Source organism: Streptomyces sp. NPDC026672, from assembly GCF_040638185.1.
In the GTDB taxonomy this organism is placed as follows: domain Bacteria; phylum Actinomycetota; class Actinomycetes; order Streptomycetales; family Streptomycetaceae; genus Streptomyces.
On sequence record NZ_JBEZXS010000037.1, the window covers coordinates 313 to 27,202 of the forward strand.

23 protein-coding genes are annotated in these 26,890 nt (G+C 71.8%); 12 read left to right on the top strand and 11 right to left on the bottom strand.

Annotation, left to right across the window (positions count from 1 at the left end; all coding sequences use genetic code 11):
- Window positions 1–221: 221 nt before the first annotated feature.
- Window positions 222–1,565 (bottom strand): helix-turn-helix domain-containing protein, encoded by a 1,344-nt coding sequence (locus tag AB0F77_RS32580; RefSeq protein WP_361955282.1) that lies wholly within the window; start codon window positions 1,563–1,565, stop codon window positions 222–224.
- Window positions 1,566–1,677: 112 nt separating this feature from the next.
- On the opposite strand from AB0F77_RS32580, the gene AB0F77_RS32585 reads away from it, so the two are divergent.
- A complete protein-coding gene (locus AB0F77_RS32585; RefSeq protein ID WP_361955283.1) occupies window positions 1,678–1,866 on the top strand; it encodes a hypothetical protein in 189 nt (62 codons plus the stop codon).
- An 89-nt stretch (window positions 1,867–1,955) separates the two neighbouring features.
- Here the strand turns inward: AB0F77_RS32585 and AB0F77_RS32590 are convergent, their stop codons facing one another.
- The 6 genes from AB0F77_RS32590 to AB0F77_RS32615 form a co-directional block, all read right to left on the bottom strand.
- Window positions 1,956–4,124, bottom strand: a complete 2,169-nt coding sequence (locus AB0F77_RS32590) for a tetratricopeptide repeat protein (RefSeq protein ID WP_361955284.1) — start codon at window positions 4,122–4,124, stop codon at window positions 1,956–1,958.
- Window positions 4,121–4,516, bottom strand: coding sequence for a hypothetical protein (locus AB0F77_RS32595; protein ID WP_361955285.1), 396 nt, complete (start codon window positions 4,514–4,516; stop codon window positions 4,121–4,123). Before AB0F77_RS32595 ends, AB0F77_RS32590 begins: the two co-directional genes overlap by 4 nt.
- Window positions 4,517–4,543: 27 nt before the next feature.
- Complete coding sequence (locus tag AB0F77_RS32600) at window positions 4,544–5,152, bottom strand: DUF6879 family protein (protein WP_361955286.1); 609 nt, start codon at window positions 5,150–5,152, stop codon at window positions 4,544–4,546.
- Complete coding sequence (locus AB0F77_RS32605) at window positions 5,145–5,414, bottom strand: hypothetical protein (protein ID WP_361955287.1); 270 nt, start codon at window positions 5,412–5,414, stop codon at window positions 5,145–5,147. The genes AB0F77_RS32600 and AB0F77_RS32605 overlap by 8 nt, the downstream gene beginning before the upstream one ends.
- Window positions 5,415–5,566: 152 nt before the next feature.
- Window positions 5,567–5,761 carry a DUF397 domain-containing protein gene (locus tag AB0F77_RS32610; protein WP_361955288.1) on the bottom strand — a complete coding sequence of 65 codons (195 nt, stop codon included), beginning with the start codon at window positions 5,759–5,761 and terminating at the stop codon, window positions 5,567–5,569.
- Entirely contained in the window at window positions 5,718–6,569 is an 852-nt protein-coding gene (locus AB0F77_RS32615) for a helix-turn-helix transcriptional regulator (protein WP_361955289.1), read from the bottom strand. Before AB0F77_RS32615 ends, AB0F77_RS32610 begins: the two co-directional genes overlap by 44 nt.
- Before the next feature lie 134 nt (window positions 6,570–6,703).
- Here AB0F77_RS32615 and AB0F77_RS32620 point away from each other — a divergent pair, with 134 nt between their 5' ends.
- Window positions 6,704–7,945 (top strand): amidohydrolase, encoded by a 1,242-nt coding sequence (locus AB0F77_RS32620; RefSeq protein ID WP_361955290.1) that lies wholly within the window; start codon window positions 6,704–6,706, stop codon window positions 7,943–7,945.
- Window positions 7,946–7,955: 10 nt separating this feature from the next.
- Here the strand turns inward: AB0F77_RS32620 and AB0F77_RS32625 are convergent, their stop codons facing one another.
- The gene (locus AB0F77_RS32625; RefSeq protein ID WP_361955291.1) at window positions 7,956–9,014 is read right to left on the bottom strand and encodes a hypothetical protein; all 1,059 of its coding nucleotides are present in this window, start codon (window positions 9,012–9,014) and stop codon (window positions 7,956–7,958) included.
- A gap of 64 nt (window positions 9,015–9,078) precedes the next feature.
- Window positions 9,079–10,233: a PP2C family protein-serine/threonine phosphatase gene (locus tag AB0F77_RS32630; RefSeq protein WP_361955292.1), complete on the bottom strand. Its 1,155-nt coding sequence runs from the start codon at window positions 10,231–10,233 to the stop codon at window positions 9,079–9,081.
- Window positions 10,234–10,412: 179 nt separating this feature from the next.
- On the opposite strand from AB0F77_RS32630, the gene AB0F77_RS32635 reads away from it, so the two are divergent.
- The 9 genes from AB0F77_RS32635 (at window position 10,413) to AB0F77_RS32675 (ending at window position 21,648) form a co-directional block, all read left to right on the top strand.
- Entirely contained in the window at window positions 10,413–10,883 is a 471-nt protein-coding gene (locus AB0F77_RS32635; protein WP_361955293.1) for a hypothetical protein, read from the top strand.
- 216 nt (window positions 10,884–11,099) lie between these two features.
- Window positions 11,100–12,041 (top strand): hypothetical protein, encoded by a 942-nt coding sequence (locus tag AB0F77_RS32640; RefSeq protein WP_361955294.1) that lies wholly within the window; start codon window positions 11,100–11,102, stop codon window positions 12,039–12,041.
- A 40-nt stretch (window positions 12,042–12,081) separates the two neighbouring features.
- Entirely contained in the window at window positions 12,082–13,035 is a 954-nt protein-coding gene (locus AB0F77_RS32645; RefSeq protein WP_361955295.1) for an endonuclease/exonuclease/phosphatase family protein, read from the top strand.
- A 404-nt stretch (window positions 13,036–13,439) separates the two neighbouring features.
- Entirely contained in the window at window positions 13,440–15,383 is a 1,944-nt protein-coding gene (locus AB0F77_RS32650; protein ID WP_361955296.1) for an FUSC family protein, read from the top strand.
- Between the two features lie 100 nt (window positions 15,384–15,483).
- Window positions 15,484–17,382, top strand: coding sequence for a VWA domain-containing protein (locus AB0F77_RS32655; protein ID WP_361955297.1), 1,899 nt, complete (start codon window positions 15,484–15,486; stop codon window positions 17,380–17,382).
- A 214-nt stretch (window positions 17,383–17,596) separates the two neighbouring features.
- Entirely contained in the window at window positions 17,597–19,306 is a 1,710-nt protein-coding gene (gene metG / locus AB0F77_RS32660; protein WP_361955298.1) for a methionine--tRNA ligase, read from the top strand.
- Between the two features lie 148 nt (window positions 19,307–19,454).
- Window positions 19,455–20,408: a hypothetical protein gene (locus AB0F77_RS32665; protein WP_361955299.1), complete on the top strand. Its 954-nt coding sequence runs from the start codon at window positions 19,455–19,457 to the stop codon at window positions 20,406–20,408.
- Between the two features lie 61 nt (window positions 20,409–20,469).
- The gene (locus AB0F77_RS32670) at window positions 20,470–21,156 is read left to right on the top strand and encodes a hypothetical protein (RefSeq protein ID WP_361955300.1); all 687 of its coding nucleotides are present in this window, start codon (window positions 20,470–20,472) and stop codon (window positions 21,154–21,156) included.
- A 63-nt stretch (window positions 21,157–21,219) separates the two neighbouring features.
- On the top strand, window positions 21,220–21,648 hold the full coding sequence (locus tag AB0F77_RS32675; RefSeq protein WP_361955301.1) for a CoA-binding protein: 429 nt from the start codon (window positions 21,220–21,222) through the stop codon (window positions 21,646–21,648).
- A 73-nt stretch (window positions 21,649–21,721) separates the two neighbouring features.
- On the opposite strand, the gene aspS is transcribed toward AB0F77_RS32675, so the two are convergent.
- On the bottom strand, window positions 21,722–23,485 hold the full coding sequence (gene aspS / locus AB0F77_RS32680; protein WP_361955302.1) for an aspartate--tRNA ligase: 1,764 nt from the start codon (window positions 23,483–23,485) through the stop codon (window positions 21,722–21,724).
- Between the two features lie 158 nt (window positions 23,486–23,643).
- Here aspS and AB0F77_RS32685 point away from each other — a divergent pair, with 158 nt between their 5' ends.
- Window positions 23,644–25,782, top strand: a complete 2,139-nt coding sequence (locus tag AB0F77_RS32685) for a SpoIIE family protein phosphatase (protein ID WP_361955303.1) — start codon at window positions 23,644–23,646, stop codon at window positions 25,780–25,782.
- A gap of 108 nt (window positions 25,783–25,890) precedes the next feature.
- On the opposite strand, the gene AB0F77_RS32690 is transcribed toward AB0F77_RS32685, so the two are convergent.
- Window positions 25,891–26,868 (bottom strand): pirin family protein, encoded by a 978-nt coding sequence (locus AB0F77_RS32690; RefSeq protein WP_361955304.1) that lies wholly within the window; start codon window positions 26,866–26,868, stop codon window positions 25,891–25,893.
- Window positions 26,869–26,890: the final 22 nt, after the last annotated feature.

Here is a 26,890-nt window from a genome sequence, read left to right on the forward strand (position 1 = left end):
ACGGGAAGCCACCCCCGGGTCACAGGAGCGGCCGGGCCCAGGGCCGGGGTGCCCGAAGACCGACCCCCGAGCCCACACCAGCCGTCAAGCCGAGGCCACGCACGGGAAGCCACCCCCGGGTCACAGGAGCGGCCGGGCCCAGGGCCGGGGTGCCCGAAGACCGACCCCCGAGCCCACACCAGCCGTCAAGCCGAGGCCGCACACGGGAAGCCACCCCCGGGTCACAGTGGTGGCTGGGCCGGGGCCGGGCCGAGGGTGGTGGTGCCGGGGGCCGTGCGGTGGCCGAGGCCCGTGCGGTAGGCGTCCAGGGCCGCCTCCACCCGTCCCGTGCGGCGCAGCAGGTCACCGAGGAGCCGGCACAGGTCGGCCAGGTCGCCCGCCGCCCCCGCCCGCTCCAGCAGGCTGAGCGCCCGCACGTAGTGCTCCTCCGCCTTCTCCGTGTCGCGCTCGTCCTCCGCGATGATCCCGAGCAGCCGGTGCGCCCCCGCGGAGTGCACGGCGCCCCGCTCGGACGACAGGTCCCCGAGGACGCCCTCAAGCAGCTCCGCCGCCTCCCGCGACTTGCCCCGCCGGTGCAGCACGTCGGCGAGTTCCACCGCGACCTGGCTCCCGTACAGCGCGGCCCGCGTCTCCGCGAGCATCGCCAGCGCCTCGCGCATCTCCCCCTCCGCCCGCTCCAGGTCGCCGTCCTGCGCGTACACGTACCCGCGCATCCAGTGGCAGTTGGCGAGCTCGGTGCGCAGTTGCAGCTGCCGGTACAGCTCGGCCGCCTTGGCCAGCGAGGCGTCCGCGTCGGCGACCCGCCCCTCGGCGAGCAGCGTCCGGGCGACCGACCGGTGCATCCGGGCTATCAGCGCCGGGTCCCCGGCCTGCGGGGCCAGGGCGAGCGCCAGCTCCGCGGCCTGCGCGGCCCGCGCGTGCGCGCCCATGTCCATGTACGGCCCGATCGCGCTCGCGTAGAGCAGCAGCAGCGCGTCCGGGTCGTGCAGCCCGCCCCGGTTGAGTTCGTCGAGCGTCGACTCCAGCAGGTAGACCGCGTACCGGAGTTCCCCCGCGAGGTAGTGGGACACCGCCCGCCCCCGGATCGCCGGCACCCGCACGGGCAGCGGCTCACCCGCCATCCGCTCCTCGGCACGCTCGAAGAACTGCCGCGCCTCCACCAGTTCGCCCATGTCGAGCGCGCACTCCCCGAGCCCGAGCAGCGCCGTCGCCTGCTCCACGGCCAGCCCGTGCGCCTCCGCCTCCGCCAGCAGCACCGCGTACTGCCCGGCCGCTTCCTCGGCGTCCCCGGTGGCCAGGGTGCGCTGCGCCTCGGTCAGCCGCAGCCGCAGATCGGTGGCGAGGTGGGCCCGCCCACCCACCGCCAGCTCCTCGAAGGCGACGCCGAGCCGACCGGCGATGTGCCGCAGCGCCTCGTCCGAGGCCCGCACCCGGCCCGCCTCCAGGGTGGAGATGTACGCCGGCGTGTACGCCGGTTCGGCCAACTGGCGCTGAGTCAGCCCGCGTTCACTGCGCAGCTGTTGCACCCGCCGCCCGATGGTCTCCGGATCGTCACGTTCCAGCATCTGGTCACTCCCCCCAACTACCCCTGAACCCCTTGCCGTTCGGCTCGGTCAGCCCCTAGGTTAAACGGCGAATTAAGCATGCTTAATACGTCGCTGTTGTTGCGAGGTCGCCGTGCCAGGACGCTCATCCGCACGCCCCACCGCGCTCCCCCACACCCGGCTCCGCTCGTTCGGGGGGACACCCACCGCGCGGGGCCTTGCCGCGGCCGTCCTGGCCGTGGCCGCCCTGGTCATGGCGGCGAACGTCGTACCGGCCCACGCGGAGCAGCCCCCGAGGACCACGCAGCAGGCGCCCCGCTAAGCGCTCTGCCGACGTGGCGCCGCCGGACCTCGGCCGACTTCCTCAGCGTATCGGGCAACGGAGTTGGTGCGGCGAGAAGTCCGCCTCTGTCACCGCTCTCCGCCTGGCAGCAGGGCCCGCCGCTGGGCCAGCTTCCTCTGCGCCGACACCGTCCATGGATGGGCGGGACCCAGCGCGCGCAAGCGCCCGTCGGCCACGAGTTCGGACTGCGCCACCGCGTCTTCGAACCGGCCGAGTTCACTGAGCAGCCGACCGAACAGAGCGTGGGCGGCAAGGGTTCGGGGGTGATCCGGGCCATAGCGATGGTCGGATGCCTCTACTACGGCCTCGACTACAGGAAGAGCCTCATGATGCCGACCGGCATTGGTCAGGGCGAAGCCGTGGTTGAGTGCGGCAATCAGAGTGACCGGGTTTTCGGGGCCCAGAGTGTCGCGGCACTCGCTCAGCAGATCAGGAGCGGTGGCTGGATCCAGTTCCGGCGTCGGTGTGAACTCCACCAGGTAGGTCCGGGCGATCAGCGTCGACGGATGGGTCGCACCACACGCGAGGGTTCGGCCCTGAACGACCCGCTGCACCAGGGCGAGTGCCTCGGTGCGCCGGTTGAACCCCCAGTAGAGCACCGACGACAGTCCCAGGCAGCTCTCAAGCGACTCCAGGGCGTCCGAACCGAATGTGGAGACGCAGTCCGCGAGGGCCAGGCGATGAACTGCCTCCGCCTCCTCGTACCGTCCGAGTCGGTAGAGGGTCCGCCCCGCACGCTGACGAATCCGGAGAACCGTCGGGTGCCGCGGGCCCAGTGAACGGGTTCCGGCCGCGACCGCGTTTTCCGCCACCGACAGCGCCGACACATAGTCACCCGCCCGGTGCAGAGCCACGGTGAGCCGCAGAGCGCTGTCCAGCACTCGCGCCAGGGTCACCGGACCGACCTCGTCCCACGCTGTCGCCCGCCGCAGCAGGGCTTGAGTGTGCCGGGCGAGTGGAGCCAGTGGTGGGTCCTCTCGCGTCCAGGGCTGCGTCACGTCGGGCAGCGCCGAGCCAAGCAGCTCGGCGGCCGCACCCACCAGTGACTCACGCTGGTCCGCCGGCGTTCCCCGGGCGACGCTGTCGAGCAGCACACCATGGGTGAGCAGGCAGCGCGGTGGACCCGGTAGGAGCCGGGTGAGCGAGTGGTCGAGCAGCCCGCGTAGTGCCATCTCCACCCGGGCACGGGGCAGCACGTTTCCGATCCCCGTTCCCACCAGCAGAGCGAGCGGCAACGGGTCGTGGGACCAGCAGGCGAGCAATCGGATCAAGGCGGCGGCCTCGGGAAGCCCTTGGACGCGCAGCGCGTCCAAGGACAACTCCCAAGTCCGGCTGGCAAGGTGACGGAAGTTGTGGACGGTGCTGTGCTCGGCCCCCTGGTCCAGCAACTCAATGGCGTCGACCTCGTGGCCCCTGTCCAGCGCCCGGCCGTACTCGGCCATGCTCCATGGACTGATCACCTGGTGCGCGAGATAGCCACCCGCGAGGGTGAGTGCCAGGGGGAGTCGCCCGAGCCTGTCCGCGATCTCAGCCGCCTCCTCCGGTGTCCCACTCGCCGGAGCCAGATCGCACAGCACCTGTGCCGCGTCCTCCCGCGGCAACACTCCCACGTGGTGCAGTTCGGCCCCCGGCCACCAGTGCGCGGCGGCCTGCCGGGTGGTGACCAGGGTGGTGCCGCGCGGGCTGGTGCGCAGCCAGCCGCCGTCGCGCAGGACAGTCGGTTCGTCGGCGTTGTCGATCACGAGCAGCCACGGCTGGTCGGACTGGTCAAGTCGGTCCCACACCAGGTCCGCGGCGGCCCTCAGCCCACTGCGCGCGGCGGTGAGTTCGCCTTCGCCCGCCCCGCGATCAGCGGCGACGGCGAGCATTCCAGCGCGCAACGAGGTCACGTCGGAAGCGTTGACCCACAGACCGATCCGACCGCCCTCGGCGCTCGCGAAGCGAAAGATCTCGGCGGCGACGGCGGTCTTGCCACAGCCGCCGAGCCCATGCAGCACGTAGACCTGATTCATCTCGTTCCGCCCAAGAGCGGACCGCAGCCGCGTCAGCAGTTCGGCCCGGTCACGCAGGACGACTGGAGGGCGGCCCGTGGCGGGTCGCCGCACGGAGTCCGGGCCCATCCCTGACGTGGGGTTCGGCGGGCCGCCGTGGTGATGGTGCTCAGTGATGTGCTGGTCCCCGGTGGACTGGTAGACGCGGCCGTTGCCCTCCGCCCGGCCTTCTGTCGACCCGCTCACTGCTCGGTGACGTGCAGATCTCGTCCGGCCTGGTAGATCCGGGAGTCGCCGGAGGCCTCGGCGCGCTGCGCAACGGCTGGAGCGGACGTAGTGCGGGGCGCGAGCTCGCCCAACAGACGCCGTAGGTCCTCCGCCACATCGGGCCGTTCGACCAGTAGCCGTCGGACTCTGCCCTGCCACTCAGCCGCCAACTCGCCCTCGTCAGCCGGGTTCGCCAGCAGATCCTCCCGCGTGCTGTCCAGTTCCGCGGCCAGTGCGTCGGCCCGCTCCGGCCGGGCTCGCCGCCAGAGAGCGACGAACCCGTCCCGGGTGCGCTCCCAGGCGTCGGTCGCCATCAGAGTGACGACGGTCAGGCCCGCGCCCTGTGCCAGCGCGGTCAGCTCCGGATCCATGTGCGCGCTCCCCTGCCATGGTGCATATCAGTGGACGGTGGGGGGTCCGAGCGGGGCGATCTCGCGTTCGAAGAAGTCTGAGAAGTTCTCGCCCTTGCTGTAAAGGGACTCGAATTCGGCGGCCGTCGTCGCGATCTGCTCGGGATCGGTGAACCGGCGCGCACCCGCACCTTTCAGCTCCTCGTCATAAATCACGTTGTACATCACCGAATCCCCGAGGATGACGATCTCGGGCAGCGGTCGCTCATTCTCCAGATCGGCGATCTCCAAAACGTTCAACACGCGGATTTCCTCGCCCAGTTCCGACCTGAGCCGAAAGAGCTGCATCTCCCACTGCACATACGGAGTCACCGGGAATTCGACGATACGAAGCCTTCGGAACACCAGGCCACGACGTGCCATGTCCTGAAAATACTTGGCGGAGGAATCCCTGTCAGCCTCGATCAGTCGCAGTGCACCCGCCCAGTCCCCGGCAACGAACGCGTCCCAGCTCGGTGAACCCTGCTCCTTGAACGTCTGGCCACGTTCGAGCTTGTCATAGCGATGGATGTCGCTCTTCTGGGTCCGCCTGAAGTCGTCCAGGTAGTCGGGCCTCGCGAGCACCATGCCCGTGCCGTCGTGGAAGCACTCAAACATTGGGGATGTCCGTCTTCGCCGAGATGAGCATGGAGCGGGGGATGACCACAAGCCGTTCGTTCGAACCGATCGACACTCCGTCCGGCAATCGGGAGGCGAGAGCTTCTGTAAGGTCTCTCCCGATCACGACGACATCACCGTTGTCCAGCTCCCAGATCTCTGGGCATTCCTCACCCTGACCGCTATGGCCCAGCTCCGAGGCAGATTTTCCCAGGCGCCGCTTGAATTCCGCCGTCGGATCCGCCTCCCATGATCTTCCCATGAGATCCCTCTCTTTTACTCCAGTGTACGCTGACTACCCGTCAGTTGTCCGCTACAGAACCGGACAGCGAGAGCCCTGTCCGGGCCGTGGGGCGGCCGGTGCACACGAAAGCGGCCCGGGTCCAGGACCCGGGCCGCCGTGTCAGCGCTCCGTCACTTGAAGACGCGTACGAAGGCGTTCCACGCACCTCGCCGCACGGCCAGCTGCGCGACGTCGGGGGCCTTCGAATCACGGACGCCGACGTGCTCTACGAGGTCGGCGACCTCCACGCACTCGCCGCCCTCGGCGGCGCTGTAGCTGGACTTACGCCATGTTATGACTCTCTCCGGCTGCCGACTGCTCGCCATAGCGCTCCTCCATCACCTGAGTGATCAGATCGGCCGAGCTCTCCGGGGAGAGAGCACACGCCTGCAAATGAGCGTATCCGATCGAACGTTCCCTGATCACCTTCGAGTTGGCCGTCATGTGACCATTGTCGTAGGTCTCGCAGTAGAAGAGGTCGGGATCGTCGTCGAAGCGGAGCATGGTGAACGAGCCCCTCATCCCGGAGTGGGCGCCCACGGTGAGCGGCAGCACCTGGATGTGCAACCAGGGCCGCTCCTGCATCTTCAGCAGATGCGCGAGCTGCGCCCGCATCACCTCGTGCCCACCGACCTCGTGAAGCAGCACCGCTTCTCCGAGGACAACCCACAGGGCGGGTGGATTGCTGCGGTTCAGGATGCGCTGGCGTTCCATCCGCGCCGCGACCATCTCCTCCACTTGACCCAACCCTGAAAAGACGCGCAGGGCACCTGCGTATTCGGGCGTCTGGAGCAGCCCGTACACCAGCTGGCACTGGAACGTGGAGATGTACTCGGCTTTGGCCTCCATCTCCGCGTACGGCTGAAACCAGTGCGGCAGTTGGCTGCGCAGCACCAGTCCCACCAGCCGTGAGAAGAAGCCGTCGGTCAGCAGCGCGGCGTCCGCGCGCTCGGCGAACTCGCGGGTCGGGACCTTGCGCGCGGTCTCGATCTGCCCGATCAGGGACCCCGTGCAGAAGATGGCGTCGCCCAGTTGGGACTGCTTGAGGCCGGCCTCCTCGCGTTTGCGGCGGAGTTCCGAGCCGAAGTAGTCCAACGGCGAGGCACTCGGGTCGAGTTCGCGGATATGAGCCATGACGGTGCACCCCCAAGCCGACGCTGCGCGTCGTTGTGTCCGGTTAGTGGCCGAGCGTAACCAGGGGCGAGCCCCGAGGTGACACGAACGCAAAGACATCACCTGCTCGGGACGGCCGGACGTACCCTGCCCCCGTGACCTCAGCCGCCGCCCGCACCGCCCTGGACCTGACCTCCGGCACCTCCGCGTCCGCCCTTGAGGACTTCTACACCGACCTGCACCGCAACCCCGAGCTGTCCCTGCGGGAGCACCGGACGGCGGCCCGGCTGGCCGACCGGCTGACCGCGTCCGGCTTCGAGACGTCCGACGGGGTCGGCGGCACCGGCGTGGTCGGTGTGCTGCGCAACGGCGACGGCCCGACCGTGCTGCTGCGCGCGGACATGGACGCCCTGCCGGTGCGCGAGGAGACCGGACTGCCGTACGCCTCGGAGACGGACGGCGTGATGCACGCCTGCGGGCACGACCTGCACGTCACCTGGCTCGCGGGCGCGGCGGCGGCGCTGGCGTCGGGGCGGGACACCTGGTCGGGCACGCTGCTGGCGGTCGGCCAGCCGGCCGAGGAGATCGGCGAGGGCGCGGACCGGATGCTCGCGGACGGGCTGTACGAGCGGTTCGGCCGCCCCGACGTGCTGCTCGGCCAGCACGCGGCGCCGGGCCCCGCGGGCCTGTACCCGCACGTGCCGGGGCTGATCATGGCGGCCTCGACGGACGTGGACGTCGTCGTGCACGGCCGGGGCGGACACGGTTCGCGGCCCGAGTCGACGGTCGACCCGGTGGTCACGGCCGCCTATCTGGTCACCCGGCTCCAGACGGTCGTCTCCCGCGAACTCGCCGCGCACGAGCCCGCGGTGCTCACCGTCGGCCGGATCGAGGCGGGCACCCGGCACAACATCATCCCCGCCGAGGCGCGCATCGCCCTCAACCTGCGCACCCGGTCGGAGGGGACGCGGGAGCGGATGCTGGCCGCGGTCCGGCGCGTGGCGCTGGGCGAGTGCCTGGCGGCGGGCTGCCCGCGCGAGCCGGAGGTGACCGTCGGCGGCACCTTCCCGGCGACCGTCAACGACGCGGACACCGACCGGCTGGTGGCCGCGGTGCACGGCGAGGTCTTCGGCGCGGCGACCGTCATCGACCCGGGCCCGGCCATGGGCAGCGAGGACTTCCCGCGGCTCGCGGGGGACTCGATCCCGTACTCCTACTGGTTCGTGACCACGACACCGCCCGCCGTGTGGGACGCCGCCGACGGCACGACCCTCATGGAGAAACTGGAGGCGGTCCCGGGCAACCACAGCCCCCACTTCGCCCCGGACCTCACCACCCTCGTCCCGGGCGTGCGGACCCTGACGTCGGCCGCGCTGGCCTTCCTGCCCGTGAAGTGAGCGGCGGGCACTAGTCCTGGGTCTGGAGCTGGCGCAGGTGCTGCTGGACGTGGTCCAGGGCGCCCTCCCTGCGGCCGGGCACCCTCAGCCTCAACTCCGCGAGGGGCGGGCCCAGTTCACGGGCGCGGGCCGGGTCGGGGATACGGCCCCACTGGTGGTGGGCGCGGTCCGCGGCGGCCTCCACCGCGGGGGAGTCCGCGGGCTGCCCGGCGGCCAGCCGCGCGGTCGCCACGGTCAGCCAGGCCCGGCAGCTGCGCGCCGGGTCGCCCGCGAACATCGCGAGGTCCGCGCGGACCTCCGCCCAGTGCAGCGCGTCCTCGGACGCCGGTCCGTGCGCGCGCAGCGCCGACCGCTCCCAGCGCGCGGCGAGCGCGTCCGCCTCCGCGTGCCGGCCCTCGCGCACGGCGGCGCTGATCGCCTCGTGCGGGTCCCCGCCGGGCGGCGCGGACGCGGTCAGCAGCACGTTCGTGGCCGCCTCGTCGGCGATCCGCGCCAGCGCCTCCTGGTGCAACCGCTCCAGCGGCGGCCGGTGCCCGCTGCGCAGCAGCGTCGCCACGGCCCGCATGTACGAGGGCACGGCCACACCGCGCCGGCCGGGCGGTGGCGCGATCCGGCCGTAGACGGCGTTGCCCCGGCCCGAGTCGAGAGGGTGGGTGCGCAGCAGCTCCCAGGTCTCGGCGTCCGTGTGCAGATCGACGACGAGGCTGGTCGCGCCGGCCGGGCGCAGCCGCAGCTCCTCGCGGACCCAGTGCCAGGGCAGCGCGGTGTAGCGGACGGTCGACGCGGTGGTGCGGGCGAGCGCGAGGTGGGGCAGCCGCTGGCGGCGGTCGAGCTGGAGCTGGCCTGCGACGAACACCGTCAGCGGTCCGGGCGCCGCGGCGGCGGCCCGCAGCCGGGTCAGGACGGCCTGCGGCTCCAGGGGATCGGCGAGCTCGACCACGTTCGCGGTGTCCGTGCCCGACAGCACGGAGGGGGAGACGGCCGCGAGGACGGGGAGCACGGAGGCCGCGTCCACCAGACGCCCACGGCCCACCGGCGAGGCCGCGAGCAGCAGCACGGTCCCGGTCATCGTCCCTCCCCCTGTCGATCTGGTCGCAGCAGCACCGTAACCGCTGCTGCTGCAAACCCGGACCTCAAGTCGGCAAACCTCCCCGTTCGTGGGCTTCGGCCGACGTCCGCCGCACCGCGAACACCGTGGTGTCGTCGGCGACGTGCCCGCCCGCGTGGCGCAGTGCGCCGTCCCGCACCAGGGCCACAAGCCGCCGGGGTTCGGCCGTGCGCGGGTCGGCGGCGAGGGCGCGGGCCAGTTCGTTCTCCAGGGGGTAGAACTCCCCTGCCCCGTCCCGGGATTCGGTCACCCCGTCGGTCACCAGCAGCAGCGTCTCGCCCACGGACAGCGAGGCGCGACGGGCCGGCGGGAGCCCGCCGGTGAGGTCGCACAGGCCGAGCGGCAGCCCGTCGCCCGGCGGCAGCCGCCGCAGTCCGCCGGGGCCGAGCGCCAGCGGGGGCTCGTGACCGAAGTTGACGACCTCGACCTCGCCGGGCGCGTCCGGGGGGAAGCCGAGCAGGACGGCGGTGGCGAAGCGCTCCCCGTCGTCGTGGCCGAGGGACCGCGCGTGGAAGCGGTGGCGCAGCATCCGGACCTCCAGCCGGGCGGCGACGACGGCCAGGTCCGCCTCGTGGTAGCCGGCCTCGCGGAACGTGCCGAGCAGCGCGGCGGCGGCCTCCACCGCGCCGAGCCCCTTGCCCTGCACGTCGCCGAGCAGGATGCGGGTGCCGTGCGGCCCCGGCTGGATGTCGTAGAAGTCGCCGCCGACCCGGGCGGCGGTGTCCGCGGCGAGGTAGACGGCGGCGTGCTCCAGGCCCGCCCAGCGCGTGGGCAGCGGGCGCAGCACCGTGCGGCGGGTGGTCTCGGCGATGTCCCGCATGTGCAGCATGCGGCGCTCGCCGCGCACCCGCACCGCGCAGGCGAGCACGGCGAGGACGCCGCCGAGCGCGACCAGCACGAAGTCGGGCAGGCCAGCCTGGTACTCGCTCGGCCAGGCGCTGTCCACGAAGACGTAGACGACGAGGGAGAGCGCGGCGAAGACCGCCGTCGACCAGACCGCGCAGATCGCGGCGGCGATACCGGGCACCAGGACGATCCAGGAGATGATCCGGAAGTGTTCGGTCGTGTTGAGGTCGACCGCCGTGATCAGGACGAGCAGCAGCAGCGGCACCACCCAGGCGACGCTGCGGCCCCGGATCCGCAGCTCCTGCGGACGCCGCGGCTCGTCGTCGAGGGTCACGCACCTCAGCGAAGCACGGTGGGCCTCGGGGCGCATCCGGGGAGATCCCGTCCCAGGACTTGCCGGGCGCCCGGCCCGGGTGTGCCCTGGAAGCCGGAGGGAACCCGGGAAAGCGGGGGAACGCGGGAACCCGGAGAAATTCGGCGAACCACGGAGGACGAGGAGAGAGGAGTCCCCTCATGACTCACGCGGCACCGGTACCGGCATCGGCGACCGGCACGGTCCTGAGCGGGCGCGCGCCCGCCGCCCGTACGCCCGACATCCTCGGCCCGCGCGCCCACGCCGTCGGCAAGGTGGCGCTGTCCGTCGTCCTCGGCCTGGTCTACGGCTACTGGGCGGCGGCCAACGTCCGCTACGGCGGGCCCATCACCGGCTGGAACGTGCTGTTCGGCTTCGTCACCGCGATCGTGTTCATGGCCGTCTGCTACGGCCTGCTGGTCCTGGGGCCGCGCCTGCCCCGCGAGGTCCACGCGACGCTGTGGGCGTCCTTCGTCGGCATCACCTTCGGCTTCCTGTACAGCCTGAGCGGCCGAGGTCACTCGATCCTGGGATCGGCGGGCCTGGGCCTGGTGGTCGGGGCGTCGGTGTTCGCCGTCCTCTTCTACCGCTACTACACCCACGAGGACGCGGAGGGCCACCGCATCCGCTAGCGCCGGGGCGCTGCCGCGGGCATGGGCCGGGGGGTGACCTGGGGTGAGCGGGGCCGCCTGGTGCGAGCGGGGCGCTGTCCGGGAGCGCACGGCGTCGGGGGCGCGGGATGCGGGACGTGAGCCATGGTTCGAGCCGCTGGTTCGGCATGGGCATGACGTGACGCGAACGGGGGCGTCCTGCTCGCGGCCGGGGCGTGCCGGGCGTTGGCTGGGGGCGTGCGCCCGTGCCTCAGGAACACCCTGTCGGCGGCGCTGATCGGCCTGGCCTGTCTGCTCGTGCCGTTCGGCGCCCTGGCGGCCTGGGCGGCGTACGGGCTCGCCGACACCGGGCGGTACGTCACCACCATGGCGCCGCTCGCCGACGACCCCGACGTGCGCGACGCCGTCGCCGACACCGTGGGCGCGGGCATCATGCGCGAGGTCGACCACCGGTTCGGCGTCCGTCCCGTGCACGCCGCCGTCGGGCCCTTCGTGCACGACGCCGTGCGCTCCTTCACCCGTACCCACGCCTTCCGGCTGGCCTGGGACGCGGGCAACCGGGCCGCCCACGACGCGGTGCTGCGCGCGCTGCGCGAGGAGGACACGGGTGCGGAGTTCTCCGACGGGCCGGTGATCCTCGACCTCGCCCCCGTCACCGCCCAGCTCAAGCAGCGGCTCGCCGAGGACCACATGCCCCTCGCCGACCGCATCCCCGTCGAGCACACGGCCGTCGCCGTGCTCCCGGCCGGTGAACTGGCCGCGTACCGGAAGGGGTTCCACGTGCTCGAAGTCGCCGGGCTCTGGCTGCCCGTCGCGGCGGGTGTCCTCGCCGTCACGGGCATCGGCCTCGCCGTCCACCGCAGACGCGCGATCACGGCGACCGCCCTCGGCACGGCCCTGGGCGGCGCGCTGCTCGCCCTGGCGGTCGCGATCGGCCGCCGGCTCACCCTCGCCGACCTGCCCGAGAACGTCTCCCACCCGGCGGCGGGCGCCATCTACGACGCCCTGACGTCCCCCCTGCGCACGGTCTGCTGGCTCCTGATCGCCGTGGGCCTGACGGTAGCCGCGACAACATGGCTGACCCGCCACGTCCGGGTGACCCGCGCCCTCCGCCGCACACCCGGACCGACGGAGCCGACCGAGCCGACCGTCCCCCCTCCGACCAGGGCCCGCCTCTGACTTCGCCCCAGGGTCGTCCGGTCCACGTACCCTCGGCCGAATGGGATCGGAGTCCGGCCGGGCACCGCGCGTGTGCGCGGTCCTGCTGCTGGCCGTGGTGAGCGTCGTCGCCGGGTGCCGGGTCGCCGACACCGACGGAGTCACCCCCGTACCGCAACTGCTGGCCTTCCTGCCCTGGCTGCTCGCGCCCACCGCCGTCGCCCTGCTCTGCTCGCTGTACGCCCGCTGGTGGCCCGGCCTGGTGTGGGGCGTGGCCGCGCTCGCCGTACTCGCCTGGTACATCGAGCCGTACGGCAAGTCCACCGCCCCCGCCGGCGCCCCCGTCGCCGAACTGCGCGTCCTCACCTCGAACGTGGAGTTCGGCCGCGGCACCGACGCCCTGGTCCCCCACATCCGCCGCTGGAAACCGGACGTCGTCTTCGTCGAGGAGTGCGAGCGGCGCTGCCGCACCACCCTGGAACGGGAGTTCACCCGCGACTACCCGCACCGCCGGGCCGTCCCCGCGCCCGGCTCCGCCGGCTCCCTCCTCCTCAGCCGCTTCCCGCTGCGCGGCACCCCCGGCGTCGCCGGCACCATGGGCATGCCCGGCGCCGTCGCCGACGTACGCGGCCACCCCGTACGGCTCCAGCTCGCCCACCCCATGCCCCCGCTCCCCGGCCAGGTCGGCCTCTGGCACCGCGAACTCGCCCGCCTGCGCGCCTTCGCCGCCGCCGGCCACGGCGCCCCGACCGTCCTCGCCGGCGACTTCAACGCCTCACAGGACCACGCCGCCTTCCGCCGCATCCTCGACACCGGCCTCCAGGACGCCGCCCGCCTCGCCGGCCACGACCGCACCCCGACCTGGCCCGCCCGCACCGCCTCCGTCGCCGGCGCCCAGATCGACCACGTCCTCGTCTCCGGGGACTTCTCCGCGACCGGCGCCCGCTTCCTGCGCACCGCCCCCTCCGACCACCGCGCCCTCGTGGTCGACCTCACCCTCCACCAGCACGAATGACCCCCGGTCTGGCACCGGACCGACTAGGGCCCGACTTCGGACCGACCGCGACCCCGGCTTCGGACCGACCGCGACCCGGCACCGAAGCGGCCCCGGACCGTCCTCCGACCGACCACGGCCCGGCAGCGGAGCGGCCCCGGACCGACCACGGCCCAGCACCGGAGCGGCAGCGGAGCGGCCCCGGACCGGCCGCGGACCTGTCCCCCGACCGATCACGGACCTGCCCCGGACCGGCACCGGACCGACCGCGGCCCGGCTTTGGACCGACCGCGACCCGGCAGCGGAGCGGCCCCGGAGCGGCCCCCGACCGACCGCGGCCCGGCACCGGACCTGCCCCGGACCAGCACCGCATCGGCCCCGCATCGGCCCCGGTCCCGTCCCGGGCCGCCGGTCATAATGGGCGCATGGCCCGCGAGTTCCCCATCAGCCTCACCCCTCCCGACTGGCTGGTCCGGAACCTCCAGCCCCAGCACGCCCCGCCCAACCGCCCCGCCATGGTCCGCGCCGCCGTCGCCATGGCCCTCCCCCTGGCCGTCGGCCTCGCGCTGGACCGCCCCGCGTACGGCGCGCTCGCCTCCATGGGCGCCCTGTCCGGCGTCATCGGCGACACCGCCGACGCCTACCGCATGCGCATCCTCAACATCGCGATCCCCCAGTTCTTCGGCGCCGTCGGCGTCACCCTCGGCGCCGCCGCGCACGGCCACGGCTGGCTCGCGGTCGCCGTGGTCACCGGCGTCGCGCTGATCTCCGGGATGATCTCGACGATCGGCGCGGTCGCCTCCGTGTCGGGACTGCTGCTCCTGCTGAACGCCGTGGTGGGCGCGGGCCTCCCGCTGCCGGGACCCTGGTGGTTCGCGCCCGTCCTGATGGCCGGCGGCGGCCTCCTCGTCCTGCTCCTCGCCCTGCTCGCCTGGCCACTGCGCTCCGGCGTCCCGGAACGCTCGTCGGTCGCCGACACCTACCGCACGGTGGCCGCCCTGCTCGCCGTGTCCGGCACCGACCGGACGGAGGAGTACGACGAGGCCCGCCACGCCGTCACCCAGTCGCTGAACCAGGCGTACGACCTCATCCTCGCCCGGCGGGCCCGCCACCACGGCCGCAGCCCCGAACTGACCCGGCTGCTGGCCCAGTTGAACGCGATCACCCCGGTCGTCGAGGCCGCCCCCGCCGCCCACCTCGCCGGCCGGCCGCTGCCGCCCGAGGTCCCCGAGGCCGTACGGAACCTCGCACAGGCCGTCGGCACCGGCTACAGCGGACCGACGGGGCTGCGGCTGCCGCCCCCGGTCACCGAGACCGCCCGCGCCGTCGACCACGCGCTGCGGCACGCCGCCGAGGTGGTGGCCGCCCCGGACGTCGACCCGCGCGGCATCGACGACCGGCTCGGGCGCCCCGCCGCGCTCGGCGTCCGCACGGCGCGGGCCGCCCGCAACGTCACCCTCTCCGCCAACTCCTGGCGCTACGGCCTGCGCCTCGCCCTGTGCATCGGCATCGCCCAGATCCTGGTGTCCATCGCACCGGTCCCGCGCTCCTACTGGGTCGCCCTCACCATCACGTTCGTCCTCAAGCCCGACTTCGGCTCGGTCTTCTCCCGGGCGCTGCTGCGGGCGCTGGGCACGGTGGCGGGGCTGCTGCTGGCGGCGGCGGTCCTCTCGGAGGTGCCGCGGGGCTGGTGGGACGTCCTGGTGATGCTGCTCCTCGCCCCGCTGATCCCGGCGTTCACCCCGCGGGGGTACGGCTACCAGACGGCCGCCATCACCCCGGTGATCCTGCTGCTGTCCGACATCCTCAACCACCAGGGCACGGCACTGCTGCTGCCGCGGCTGCTGGACTCCCTGCTGGGCTGCGCCATCGCGCTGGTCGCGGGCTACCTGCTGTGGCCGGAGAGCTGGCACACCCGGGTCGGCGACCGGCTCGCGGACGCGGTCGCCGACACGGCGCGGTACGTGGAGTCGGCGTTCGGCGCCGACACGGAGCCCGCGGCACGGGCCCGGATGCGGCGCCGCCTCTACCGCGACCTCTCGGTCGTGCGCACCGAGTTCCAGCGGGCGCTGACGGAACCGCCGCCGACGGGGCGGCGGGCCGCCGCGTGGTGGCCGCTGGTGGTGGCGGTGGAACGCATCGTCGACGCGACGACCGCGGCGAGGGTCCGCGTCCGGCACGGAGCGGCGCCGCCCTCGTTGTCGGAGATCACCCAAGTGACTTTGCAACTGCGCGAGTTGGCCGAGGGCGTCCGGAAGTCCGAAACCCTGGTGTCGGTCCGCACCGACCTCACGGGACCGGCGGGCAGCGTCCTGGAACCGCTCCGCCAGGAGGTCGCGGCGGCGAGGGCGATCGCGTCACCGCACTGACATTCTCCCCTCCCCAAGATCGTCACCGGGGGCCGCTAACCTTACGTGTCCGTCCTGGCCAGGGATTGACGGGAATCAACTCACGCGAAGGGTTGCGCACATGGGCATTCTCACTCTCCTGCGGAACGCGTTCAGCCGCTCACGCAAGACGCGCACCGCCGAACCGGAGGGTGCGGACCACCTCCCTTCGCCGTCCCCCACCTCCGGAACCCGCACCTCCGAGGTCCCCACCCCCCGCGAGCCCGCTGCCGCGGAAACCGACGACGAACACGAGCTGGTAGCAGCAGCCTTCAACAACATCAAGATCCCAACCCAGCCGACGGACCCCCTGCCGGGGGCTGAGCCGGAACCGACGGCAACGGAGGCCGAGGCGGGGCCGGAACCGACGGCCACGGAGACCGAGGCAAAGCCGGAAGAGACGGCAACAGAGGCGAAGCCGGAGCCGACGAAGGCGAAGGCCAAGGCGAAGCCGACGAAGGCGAAGCCGGGGCCGGAGCCGACGGCCACGGAAGCCGAGGCGAAGCCGGAGCTGGAGCTGACGGAGACCGAGCCGGAGCCGGAACAGACGGCCACGGAAGCCGAGGCGAAGCCGGAGCTGGAGCTGACGGAGACCGAGCCGGAGCGGGAACTGACGGCCACGGAGGCCGAAGCAGAACCGGAGCCGACGAAGGCGGAAGCCAAGGCGGAGCCGCAAGCGACGGCCACAGAGGCGAAGCCGGAGACGGAGCCGGAGCTGACGGCGACGGAGAACACTGTGGAGCCGGAGTCGACGGCGACGGAGAAGACGCCGGAGCCGGAGCCCGCACCGATCTCCGAGCCGGAGCCGTCGAAGCAGGAGGAGACCCCGGAGCCCGAGCCGGAGCCGGCAACGGCGGAGCCCTCCGGCACCGCCGAGAACGCCACCGAACCCGCCCCGGCCCCGGAGCCCACCGAAGAGGTCCAGCCGACCCCGACGCCCGAGCCCAAGGCCGAGGTCGAGCCTGAGGCCACCGCTGAGCCCGAGCCGGAACCGGAAGCTGTTGCCGAGCCCGAGCCCGAAGCCGCCCCCGAGGCGGAGGTTGCCCCGGCGGGGGAAACGAGGGCGCCGGAAGACGCTGAGCCGACGCCGACCGCCGACATCACGCCCGAGGCAGAGCCCGTCGGCGAAGCCGCGGTTGCCGACGAACCGGCGGACGACGAACCCGCAGACGCCGACGGCGAGCCCGCCCCGCAGGCGGCACCCGCACCCGACAACGCGACCCGCACGGGTGGTGCGGGTGGGAACAAGGGTGGTGCCGACGGCGAAGCCGAGGCCGCCGACAACGGACCCGCAGACGGCGACACCAACAACCGCACACCCATCAACCCGGCCAAGCTCCCGCAGGACCTCGTCACGGCCTACACCGCCGCCCAAGCCACCCTCACGGCAACCCACCTCACCGGCACCCGAGCGAAGCTCTACCTCGTCCTGGACCGCTCCGCGAGCATGCGCCCGTACTACAAGGACGGCTCCGCCCAGGCCCTCGCCGAACAGACCCTCGCCCTCGCCGCCCACCTCGACCCCGAGGCCACGGTCCACGTCGTCTTCTTCTCGACCGAGCTCGACGGCACCACCGACCTCACCCTCACCGACCACGAGAACAAGATCGACGAGGTCCACGCCACCCTGGGCCGCATGGGCCGTACCAGCTACCACGCCGCCGTGGAGGCCGTACTGGCCCACCACGACAAGACCCAAACCCCCGGCACCCCCACCCCCACCCCCGCCCTGGTGGTCTTCCAGACGGACGGCGCCCCCGACGCCAAGACCCCGGCCACCCAGGCCCTCACGGACGCCGCGAACACCCACCCCTCGGTCTTCTTCTCCTTCGTCGCGTTCGGCGAGCACGACAACAAGGCGTTCGACTACCTCCGCAAGCTGAAGACCCCGAACACGTCCTTCTTCCACGCGGGCCCCACCCCGCTGGAACTGACGGACACCGAACTGTACGAGGGCGTCCTCGCGAACTGGCGCCCGTAATACGGCACCCGTAACGCGGCACCCGTAAGACGACACCCGCCGCACAACACCCGCCACAAGACACCCATAACTCCCCATACCACCCCCGCCCCGCCCCCACCCCGTGCCGCCCGCCTCCCACCCCGTAAAACGGGAGGCGGGCGGCATACACATGTCGGCTACGATTTCAAGGTTCGTACCCTCAGCGACCTCAGCGACATGGGAGCAGCCCCCGATGGCTCGACACCTCATCACCAGCGCCCTTCCGTACATCAACGGGATCAAGCACCTGGGCAACATGGTGGGGTCCATGCTCCCGGCGGACGTGTACTCCCGCTACCTGCGCCAGCGCGGCCACGACGTCCTCTACATCTGCGCGACGGACGAGCACGGCACCCCGGCCGAACTGGCCGCGAAGGAGGCCGGCCTCTCGGTCGCCGACTTCTGCGCCCAGGCCCACGACGCCCAGAAGGCGATCTACGACGGCTTCGCGCTCGCGTTCGACTACTTCGGCCGCAGCTCCTCCGCGGAGAACATGGAGATCACCCAGCACTTCGCCCGCCGCCTCAACGAGAACGGCTTCATCGAGGAGCGGGCGATCCGCCAGGTGTACTCGCCGGTCGACGGCCGCTTCCTGCCGGACCGCTACGTCGAGGGCACCTGCCCCCACTGCGGCTACGACAAGGCCCGCGGCGACCAGTGCGAGAACTGCACCCGGGTCCTCGACCCCACCGACCTGATCAACCCGCGCTCCGCGATCTCCGGCTCCACCGACCTGGAGGTCCGTGAGACCAAGCACCTCTTCCTCCTCCAGTCGAAGCTCCAGCACGAGGTCGAGGAGTGGGTGGCCCGGCACGAGCAGGACTGGCCGCAGCTCGCCTCCTCCATCGCCCGCAAGTGGCTGACGGAGGGGCTGCACGACCGCGCCATCACCCGTGACCTGGACTGGGGCATCCCGGTCCCCGCGGACACCTGGCCGGAGCTGGGCGCCGAGGGCAAGGTCTTCTACGTCTGGTTCGACGCCCCGATCGAGTACATCGGCGCGACGAAGGAGTGGGCGGACGCGACCGGCGGCGACTGGAAGTCGTGGTGGTACGACGTCGACACGGACGTCCGCTACACCGAGTTCATGGCCAAGGACAACGTCCCGTTCCACACGGTGATGTTCCCGGCCACCGAGCTGGGCGTGCGCGAGCCGTGGAAGAAGGTCGACTTCGTCAAGGCGTTCAACTGGCTGACGTACTACGGCGGGAAGTTCTCCACCTCCCAGAAGCGCGGCGTCTTCACCGACCAGGCCCTCGACATCCTGCCGGCCGACTACTGGCGCTACTTCCTGATCGCCAACGCCCCCGAGTCGGACGACGCGTCGTTCACCTGGGAGCACTTCACGGCGACGGTCAACAAGGACCTCGCCGACACCCTCGGCAACTTCGTCAACCGCGTGCTGTCCTTCTCGAAGAAGCGGTTCGGCGACGAGGTGCCGGCCGGCGGTGAGCCCGGCGAGGCGGAGAGCCGCCTCGGCACGGAGATCGCACGGCTGCTCGCCGAGTACGAGGAGCACATGGAGTCCCTCCAGTTCCGCAAGGCGGCGGCCGCGCTGCGCGCCCTGTGGTCGGCGGGCAACTCCTACCTCGAGGAGAAGGCCCCCTGGCTGGAGATCAAGACCGACAAGGACGGGGCCGCGCTCACCCTGCGCACGGCGATGAACCTGATCCACCTCTACGCAGTGGTCTCCGAACCCTTCATCCCGGCCACGGCGGCGGCCATGCGAGCGGCCTTCGCCCTCCCCTCGGACACGGCCACCTGGATCACCGAACCCGAGGCCAGGTCCCTCACCACCGTCCCCGCCGGCACCCCCTTCACGGTCCCCCCGGTCCTCTTCGCCAAGCTGACGGAAGAAGACCTGGAAACCTACAAAACCCGCTTCGGCGGCGAAGCCAACTGACAGCCACGCGCCCATGTGCCGGGGAGCCCGAACTCCCCGGCACGCGGGACAACCTGGCGACGACACTGAACGTTTCTTCGCCACTCGAAAGACTGAACGCACCCACATACCCGGCCGACAGGCCCGTTGATCCTCATATGTTGCGCTCATGGTCACATCGGCCCATGAGGGCATGCACCGGATCTTCGAGGAACGCCCCGAGATCCTGACCCCCGTATTCGGGGTACTGGGCATCGACTTACCTGAGAAGGCCGCCGCGTACGCGGTCACCGCGGACGTGACGGAGACCCGGCCGCTCGCACGGCACGTGGACACCGTGCTGCGCATCGAACCGTCCGACGGCGAGGACTTCCTGCTGGCCGTGGAGGCCCAGGAACGCCGCGACCCGAAGAAGGCGGCGAGCTGGGCGTACTACGTCGCCTACCTCCAGTCGAAGTACGGCCTGCCGGTCCTGCTCCTCGTCGTGTGCCGCGACCGCACCACCGCCAAGTGGGCATCCGGCCCCTTCGACTGCGGCACCCGAGGCTGGACAGCACAGCGAACCCACCCCCTGGTGGTCGGCCCGGACAACCTCCCCGCGATCACGGACCCCAGAACGGCGGCCGAGAAACCCGCGATGGCCGCGTTCTCCGCCCTGGCACACGCCAACAGCCCGGGGTCGGACGCCATACTGGACGCACTGGGCCAGGCCCTCGCGGGAATGGCCCCGAACGCCGCCCGGTACTTCAGCCAGTTTTTGGACACCGCGCTGGGAACGACCCCCGCCGGAGACAAATGGAGGAACATCGTGACGTTCGTGAACTACTTCCCCGGCCGAGGGACGATCATCGAGAAGGCGTACCTCGACGGCGTGGCCGAAGGCAAGGCTGAAGGCAAGGCTGAAGGCGAGGTAAAGGGCGTTCTGGCCATCCTGGAGCTGCGCGGCATCCCCGTCTCCGACGACGTCCGCGACCGCATCACCGCCTGCACTGACCTGACCCGGGCCAACGACTGGCTCGACCGCGCCGGAACCGTCGAACGTGCCGAGGATCTCTTCGTCGAAACCGAGTCCCCCACCGCCCCGAGCCCCATGGCGGAACCCCGCGAATCGCCCTCGGTCTGAGGGATCACCCGGGGCGGCGTCCGCCCGTGCGGGGCCTTGGATCTGGCAGAGTTCCTGGGTCGTGGAGCTTTCTGAAACTCATCGGCGGTTGCTCGGGGACGTCGTGTCGGTTTCCGGGGTGTATGCCCTCGTTCTCGCCGGTGGGTATGCCCTCCAGGCGCATGGGCTGGTGGCGCGGTCGCACGGGGACCTGGACCTCGTCACCGAGAGTCCCGAACCGATGGACGCCATCGCGCGGGCCGTCGGCGCCGCCCTGGAGGCACGCGGCCGGCAGGTGCGGCCCGGCCCCGTCACCGCGCGCACCGCACAGCTGACCGTCACCGACCCCCCGACCGGCGAGCCCTGCGCCCTCGTCCTGCACAAGGAAGTCCTCTGGCAGCCCCCGGTGCTGACCGGGTACGGCCCCACCCTCTCCCTGGAGGACGCCGTCGGGACGAAGATCCGCGCCCTGTACGACCGGGGCGCCGCCGTCGACCTCGTCGACGCACGGGCCGCGGCCACCCGCTTCTCCCTGCCCGACCTGGAGGAACTGGGCCGCCGTCACGCCCACGACCCCTTCGACCTGCCCACCCTCCAGTCCCGCCTCACCGGCACGGACTTCTACTCCGACGCCGACTTCCTGCGGTACGGCCTGGACGAGACGGCGATCGACACCCTGCGCGCCTGGGCCCAGCACTGGTCCGACGACATCGCGGAACGCCTCCTGGAGGACGGCGCGTCCCCCGACGTCCTCACGGACGACGACTGAACAACCCCACACCGCCCACTCCGCCCCATTGCATACAGTATGCAGCCCCGCTACCGTAGGCCCATGCAGCTGACGAGCTATGGCGATGACACGACAACGAGGCAGATCCTCGCCGCTGCCGGAGACACCTGGGCCGTGGTGGGTCTGTCCGAGAACCCCGAACGCGCCGCCTACGGCGTGGCCGACAAGCTGCGGCGCATCGGCAAGAGAGTGGTGCCCGTGCATCCGAAGGCCGAGGCGGTGCACGGCGAGCCGGGCTACACCTCCCTCGCGGAGATCCCCTTCGCGGTGGACGTGGTGAACGTGTTCGTCAACTCCGCCCTCGCCGGAGCCGTCGCCGACCAGGCCGTTGTCATCGGCGCCAAAGCGGTCTGGTTCCAGCTGGGCGTCATCGACGAGGCCGCCTACACCAGGACGCGCGAGGCCGGCCTGCTGATGGTCATGGACCGCTCCGCGGGACGGGAGATCACCCGACTCGGGCTGCTGGACTGAGCCGCCTCCGCCGCGCCGCATGCACAGAGGAGGCCCGGAACCCCAGGGGGTTCCGGGCCTCCTCGCGCAACGACTACTTCGCCTGCGGCTTGCGCACCGACAGGTGGAGCTCCCGCAGCCGGGCCTCCTCCAGCTCCGTCGGGGCGCCCATCATCAGGTCCTGGGCGTTCCCGTTGAGCGGGAAGGAGATCGTCTCGCGGATGTTCGGCTCGTCGGCGAGGAGCATCACGATGCGGTCGACACCGGGGGCGATGCCGCCGTGCGGCGGGGCGCCGAAGCGGAACGCGCGCAGCATGCCCGCGAACTTCTCCTCGACGGTCTCCCGGTCGTAGCCCGCGATCTCGAACGCCTTCAGCATGATCTCCGGCTCGTGGTTCCGGATCGCACCGGAGGACAGCTCGACACCGTTGCAGACGATGTCGTACTGCCAGCCCAGGATGTCCAGCGGGTCCTGCGTCTCCAGGGCCTCCAAACCGCCCTGCGGCATCGAGAACGGGTTGTGCGAGAAGTCGATCGCGCCGGTCTCCTCGTCCTTCTCGTACATCGGGAAGTCGACGATCCAGCAGAACCGGAAGACGTTCTCCTCGAAGTGCCCGGCACGCTTGGCGGCCTCGACCCGCACCGCGCCCATGATCTTCGAGACCTCGTCGAACTCACCCGCGCCGAAGAACACCGCGTGCCCGGCGGCGAGGGACAGCCGCTTGGTCAGCTCCGCGACGTTCTCCTCCGTGAGGAACTTCGCGATCGGACCGGTCAGCGACCCGTCCTCGGCCACCCGCACCCACGCCAGGCCCTTCGCGCCCAGCGACACCGCGAAGTCGCCCAGCTGGTCGAAGAACTTGCGGGGCTGCGCCGCGACGTCCGGCACCGGCAGCGCCCGCACGTGCTTGCCGGCGAACGCCTTGAACTCCGAGCCCTCGAACACGTCGGTGATGTCGACGAGTTCCAGCCGGGCGCGCAGGTCCGGCTTGTCGGAGCCGTACTTGAGCATCGCCTCGCGGAACGGGATCCGCGGAAAGGGCGAGGTGACATGGCGGCCGTTGCCGAACTCCTCGAACAGCTCCGTCATCAGCCGCTCGATCGGCTGGAAGACGTCCTCCTGCTCGACGAAGCTCATCTCGACGTCGAGCTGGTAGAACTCGCCCGGCGAGCGGTCCGCGCGCGCGTCCTCGTCGCGGAAGCAGGGCGCGATCTGGAAGTAGCGGTCGAAGCCGGAGATCATCAGCAGCTGCTTGAACTGCTGCGGCGCCTGCGGCAGGGCGTAGAACTTGCCCGGGTTCAGCCGCGACGGGACGACGAAGTCACGCGCGCCCTCGGGAGAGGTCGCGGACAGGATCGGCGTCGCCATCTCGTTGAAGCCCAGCGCCGTCATCTTGTGCCGGATCGCGGAGATCACGGCCGTACGCAGCATGATGTTGCGGTGCATGCGCTCGCGCCGCAGGTCCAGGAAGCGGTACTCAAGGCGCCGCTCCTCGTTGACCCCGTCCTCGGTGTTGATCGTGAAGGGGAGCGGGGCGGCGGCGCCCAGCAGCTCGACCTCGCCGACCTCGACCTCGACCTCACCGGTCGGCAGGTCGGCGTTCACGTTCTCGGTGCCGCGCGAGACGACCTTGCCGTCGACGCGGACCGTCGACTCCTTGCTCAGCTTGTCGAGCGCCTCGTAGGCGGGGGTGCCCGGACGGGCCACGAGCTGCGTGATGCCGTAGTGGTCACGCAAATCGATGAAGAGGATGCCGCCCAGGTCGCGCCGATTGTGCAGCCAGCCACTCAGCCGGACGTCGGTGCCGACGTCAGAAGCGCGGAGCTCGCCGCAGGTGTGGGACCTGTACCGATGCATCGTCGTTCATCCAGTCTTCGCGGATCGGGGGCGTTGTTTCACGTGAAACTGCCCCAAGCCTACCGGGCACCCCAAGATCGCCTCCCCACCCTTTCCGAGTCCTTTCCGAGACCACGACCCGGTGGCATTCTCCGATCATCCCTTCCTAAAGTGGGTCAATGCGCACTGGCGAGCCCCTGCCCGCCGTGGGGGACGTCCTGGCCGCCCTCGCGACCGGACTGTGGCACTGGGACACCACCACCGGGCTGGTCACCGTGGACGCGGAGGCGGCACGGCTGATCGGTCTGCCCGCCGTGCGGACCACCCTCACCGAGGCCCAGACCCGGGCCCGCTTCCACCCCGTCGACTGGAACGAGATCACCGGCGTCGTCCCGCTCGCCGCCGCCGAGGGCACCCTCGCCGAGGTGCGCATCCGGATCATGGACGAGCGGGGCCGCATCGTCCGGGTGGTCCGCAGCCGCTCCAAGCCCACCTACGACGCCGACCGGCGGTCGTACCAGCTGACCGGCACCCTCCAGGAGGTCACCGACCCGACGCCGGGCACCCCGGCGGGCCGCGGCGCGGTCACGGGGGACTGGCGGCGCTCCCGCGAGGCGTTCCTGCTGGACGCGGGCCGCGCGCTGGCGGAGGCCCGCTCCACGGCCGAGGTGCTGCGGGTCGCGGCGGGACTGTCGATGCCGGGATTCTCACCGGACGGCCTCGCGGTGTTCGGCGTGGAGGGCACCCGGCTGACGATCATCGGCCACCACGGACAGCAGAAGGGCGCCGAACGCCCCTTCTCCCAGATGCCGCTGGAGACCGACTACCCGGCCGCCGAGGTGGTCCGCACCGGCCGCGCCGTCTATCTGTCCTCCCCCGGCCAGTACAAGTCCCGCTACCCGGTGACCTGGCCGCTCGCCCAGCCCTTCGGCCGCCGCTCCTGGGCGTTCCTGCCGCTGACGGTGGCCGGCCGCACCATGGGCGCCTGGATGGCGGCCTTCGCCTACCCGGTGGCCTTCACCCCCGACGAGCGCTCGGTGCTGACGACGGTGGCCCGGATGCTCGCGCAGGCCCTCTCGCGCGCCGAACTCACCGAGTCCGAACGGGAACTGACCGACGGGCTCCAGCGCTCCATGCTGCCCACCCTGGGCCCGGCGATACCGGGCCTCACCGTCGCCGCCCGCTACATACCGACCGGCGGCGGCCTCCAGGTCGGCGGCGACTGGTACGACATGATCCCGCTGCCCGGGGGCACCTCCCGGACGGCATCCGGGGGAGGGATGTACGCGCTGGTCATCGGGGACGTGCAGGGCCATGACGTACGGGCCGCCGGGGTGATGGGCCAGCTGCGGATCGCGCTGCACGCCTACGCCTCCGAGGGCCACCGCCCCGACGCCGTCCTCTCCCGCGCCTCCCGCTTCCTGCACGGCGTCACCGACCCCACCGGCGAGGGCACCGACCCGCGCTTCGCGACCTGCCTGTACGCGGAGGTCGACCCGGCCACCGGGACGCTGGAGATCGCCCGTGCGGGTCACCCGGAACCGGCGGTGCGCATGGCCGACGGCACGGTGCTGCGCCGGCCCACCGCGGGCGGGCTGCCGCTGGGCGTCGACCCGGACGCGGACTACCCGACGACCCGGATCGTGCTGGAGCCCGGCGAGACCATGATGATCTGCACCGACGGCCTGATCGAGACCGGCGGCCACGACATGGACACCGGCTGGCAGCGGCTGCGGACCGTCCTGGAGGAGCACGGCGGCGATCTGGAGTCGCTGGCGGACACCCTGGTGCAGGCCGTGCACGGACCCACCTCGCACCACACCACCGGCCCGCTGGCCGACCGGCGCGAGGACGACATCGCCGTCCTGCTGCTGGGCCGCCCCGCCGAGGGCTGCGGCTGCGGCACCGAGGTGAGCGCTCCGGCCACCCTCCGGCGCACCCTGCTGTCGGTGGCCCAGGCCGAGCCCGAGCGGATCGCCGAGGCCCGGCACCAGTTGCGGGAGCTGCTGCACGACTGGGCCTCGGCCGACCAGATCGACTCGGCGGTGCTGCTGGTCTCCGAGATGGTCACCAACGTCCTCGTGCACACGGACGCCGACGCGCTGCTGCTCGCCGAGGTCACCGGAGAGGTGGGCGGGCGGCGGCTGCGGGTAGAGGTCGGGGACGCCGGGGACGACCTCCCGCACAAGCGGCGCCCCGGGGAGCTGGCCTCCTCCGGCCGCGGCCTGGTGCTGATCGAACTCCTCGCCGACGTATGGGGCGTCGACCCCCGGGGCGAGGGCAAGAGCATCTGGTTCGAGCTGTACGAACGCCCCTGACGCACACGCCTGACGAACGCCCCCGACGCGCGCCCGCCCCGGACACAAAAGGCGGCGAGCCGTGCCCCGGACAGTGGGGCACGGCTCGCCGTGGGTGGTGCGGGCGGGTCAGGACTCCGGGCCGGAGGCCGTCATGCCGTGGACCGCCGGGACCGTGCCGAGACGGCCCTTCTGGAAGTCCTCGAACGCCTGCTGGAGCTCCTCACGGGTGTTCATGACGAACGGGCCGTAGTGGGCCATGGGCTCACGGATCGGCTGTCCGCCCAGGAGCACGACCTCCAGGTCCGGTGTGTGGGAGTCCTGCTTCTCGTCCGCGCGGACGGTCAGCGAGGAGCCGTTGCCGAAGACGGCGGTCTGGCCCATCTGGACCGGACGCCGGTCGGTGCCGACCGTGCCGCGGCCCGCCAGTACGTACGCCAGCGCGTTGAAGTCCTCGCGCCAGGGCAGCGTGAGCTCCGCGCCCGGCGCCAGCGTCGCGTGGATCATCGTGATCGGCGTGTGCGTGATGCCGGGACCCGCGTGCCCGTCCAGCTCACCGGCGATGACACGCAGCAGCGCGCCGCCGTCGGGGGTGGTGAGCAGCTGGACGCTGCCGCCGCGGATGTCCTGGTAGCGCGGGGCCATCATCTTGTCCTTGGCCGGCAGGTTCACCCACAGCTGGAGGCCGTGGAAGAGACCGCCGGACATGACGAGGGCCTCCGGCGGCGCCTCGATGTGGAGCAGGCCCGAACCGGCCGTCATCCACTGGGTGTCGCCGTTGGTGATGGTGCCGCCACCGCCGTGGGAGTCCTGGTGGTCGAAGATCCCGTCGATGATGTAGGTCACGGTCTCGAAGCCGCGGTGCGGGTGCCAGGGCGTGCCCTTGGGCTCACCCGGCGCGTACTCCACCTCGCCCATCTGGTCCATCATGATGAACGGGTCCAGATAGCGGTAGTTGATCCCGGCGAACGCCCGGCGCACCGGGAAGCCCTCACCCTCGAAGCCGCTCGGCGCGGTCGAGACGGCGAGCACGGGACGTGCCACGGCGTCGGCCGGCGGGGCCACGCGCGGCAGCGTCAACGGATTCTCCACGGTCACTGCAGGCATGTCGGTACCTCCTTGTGCACCT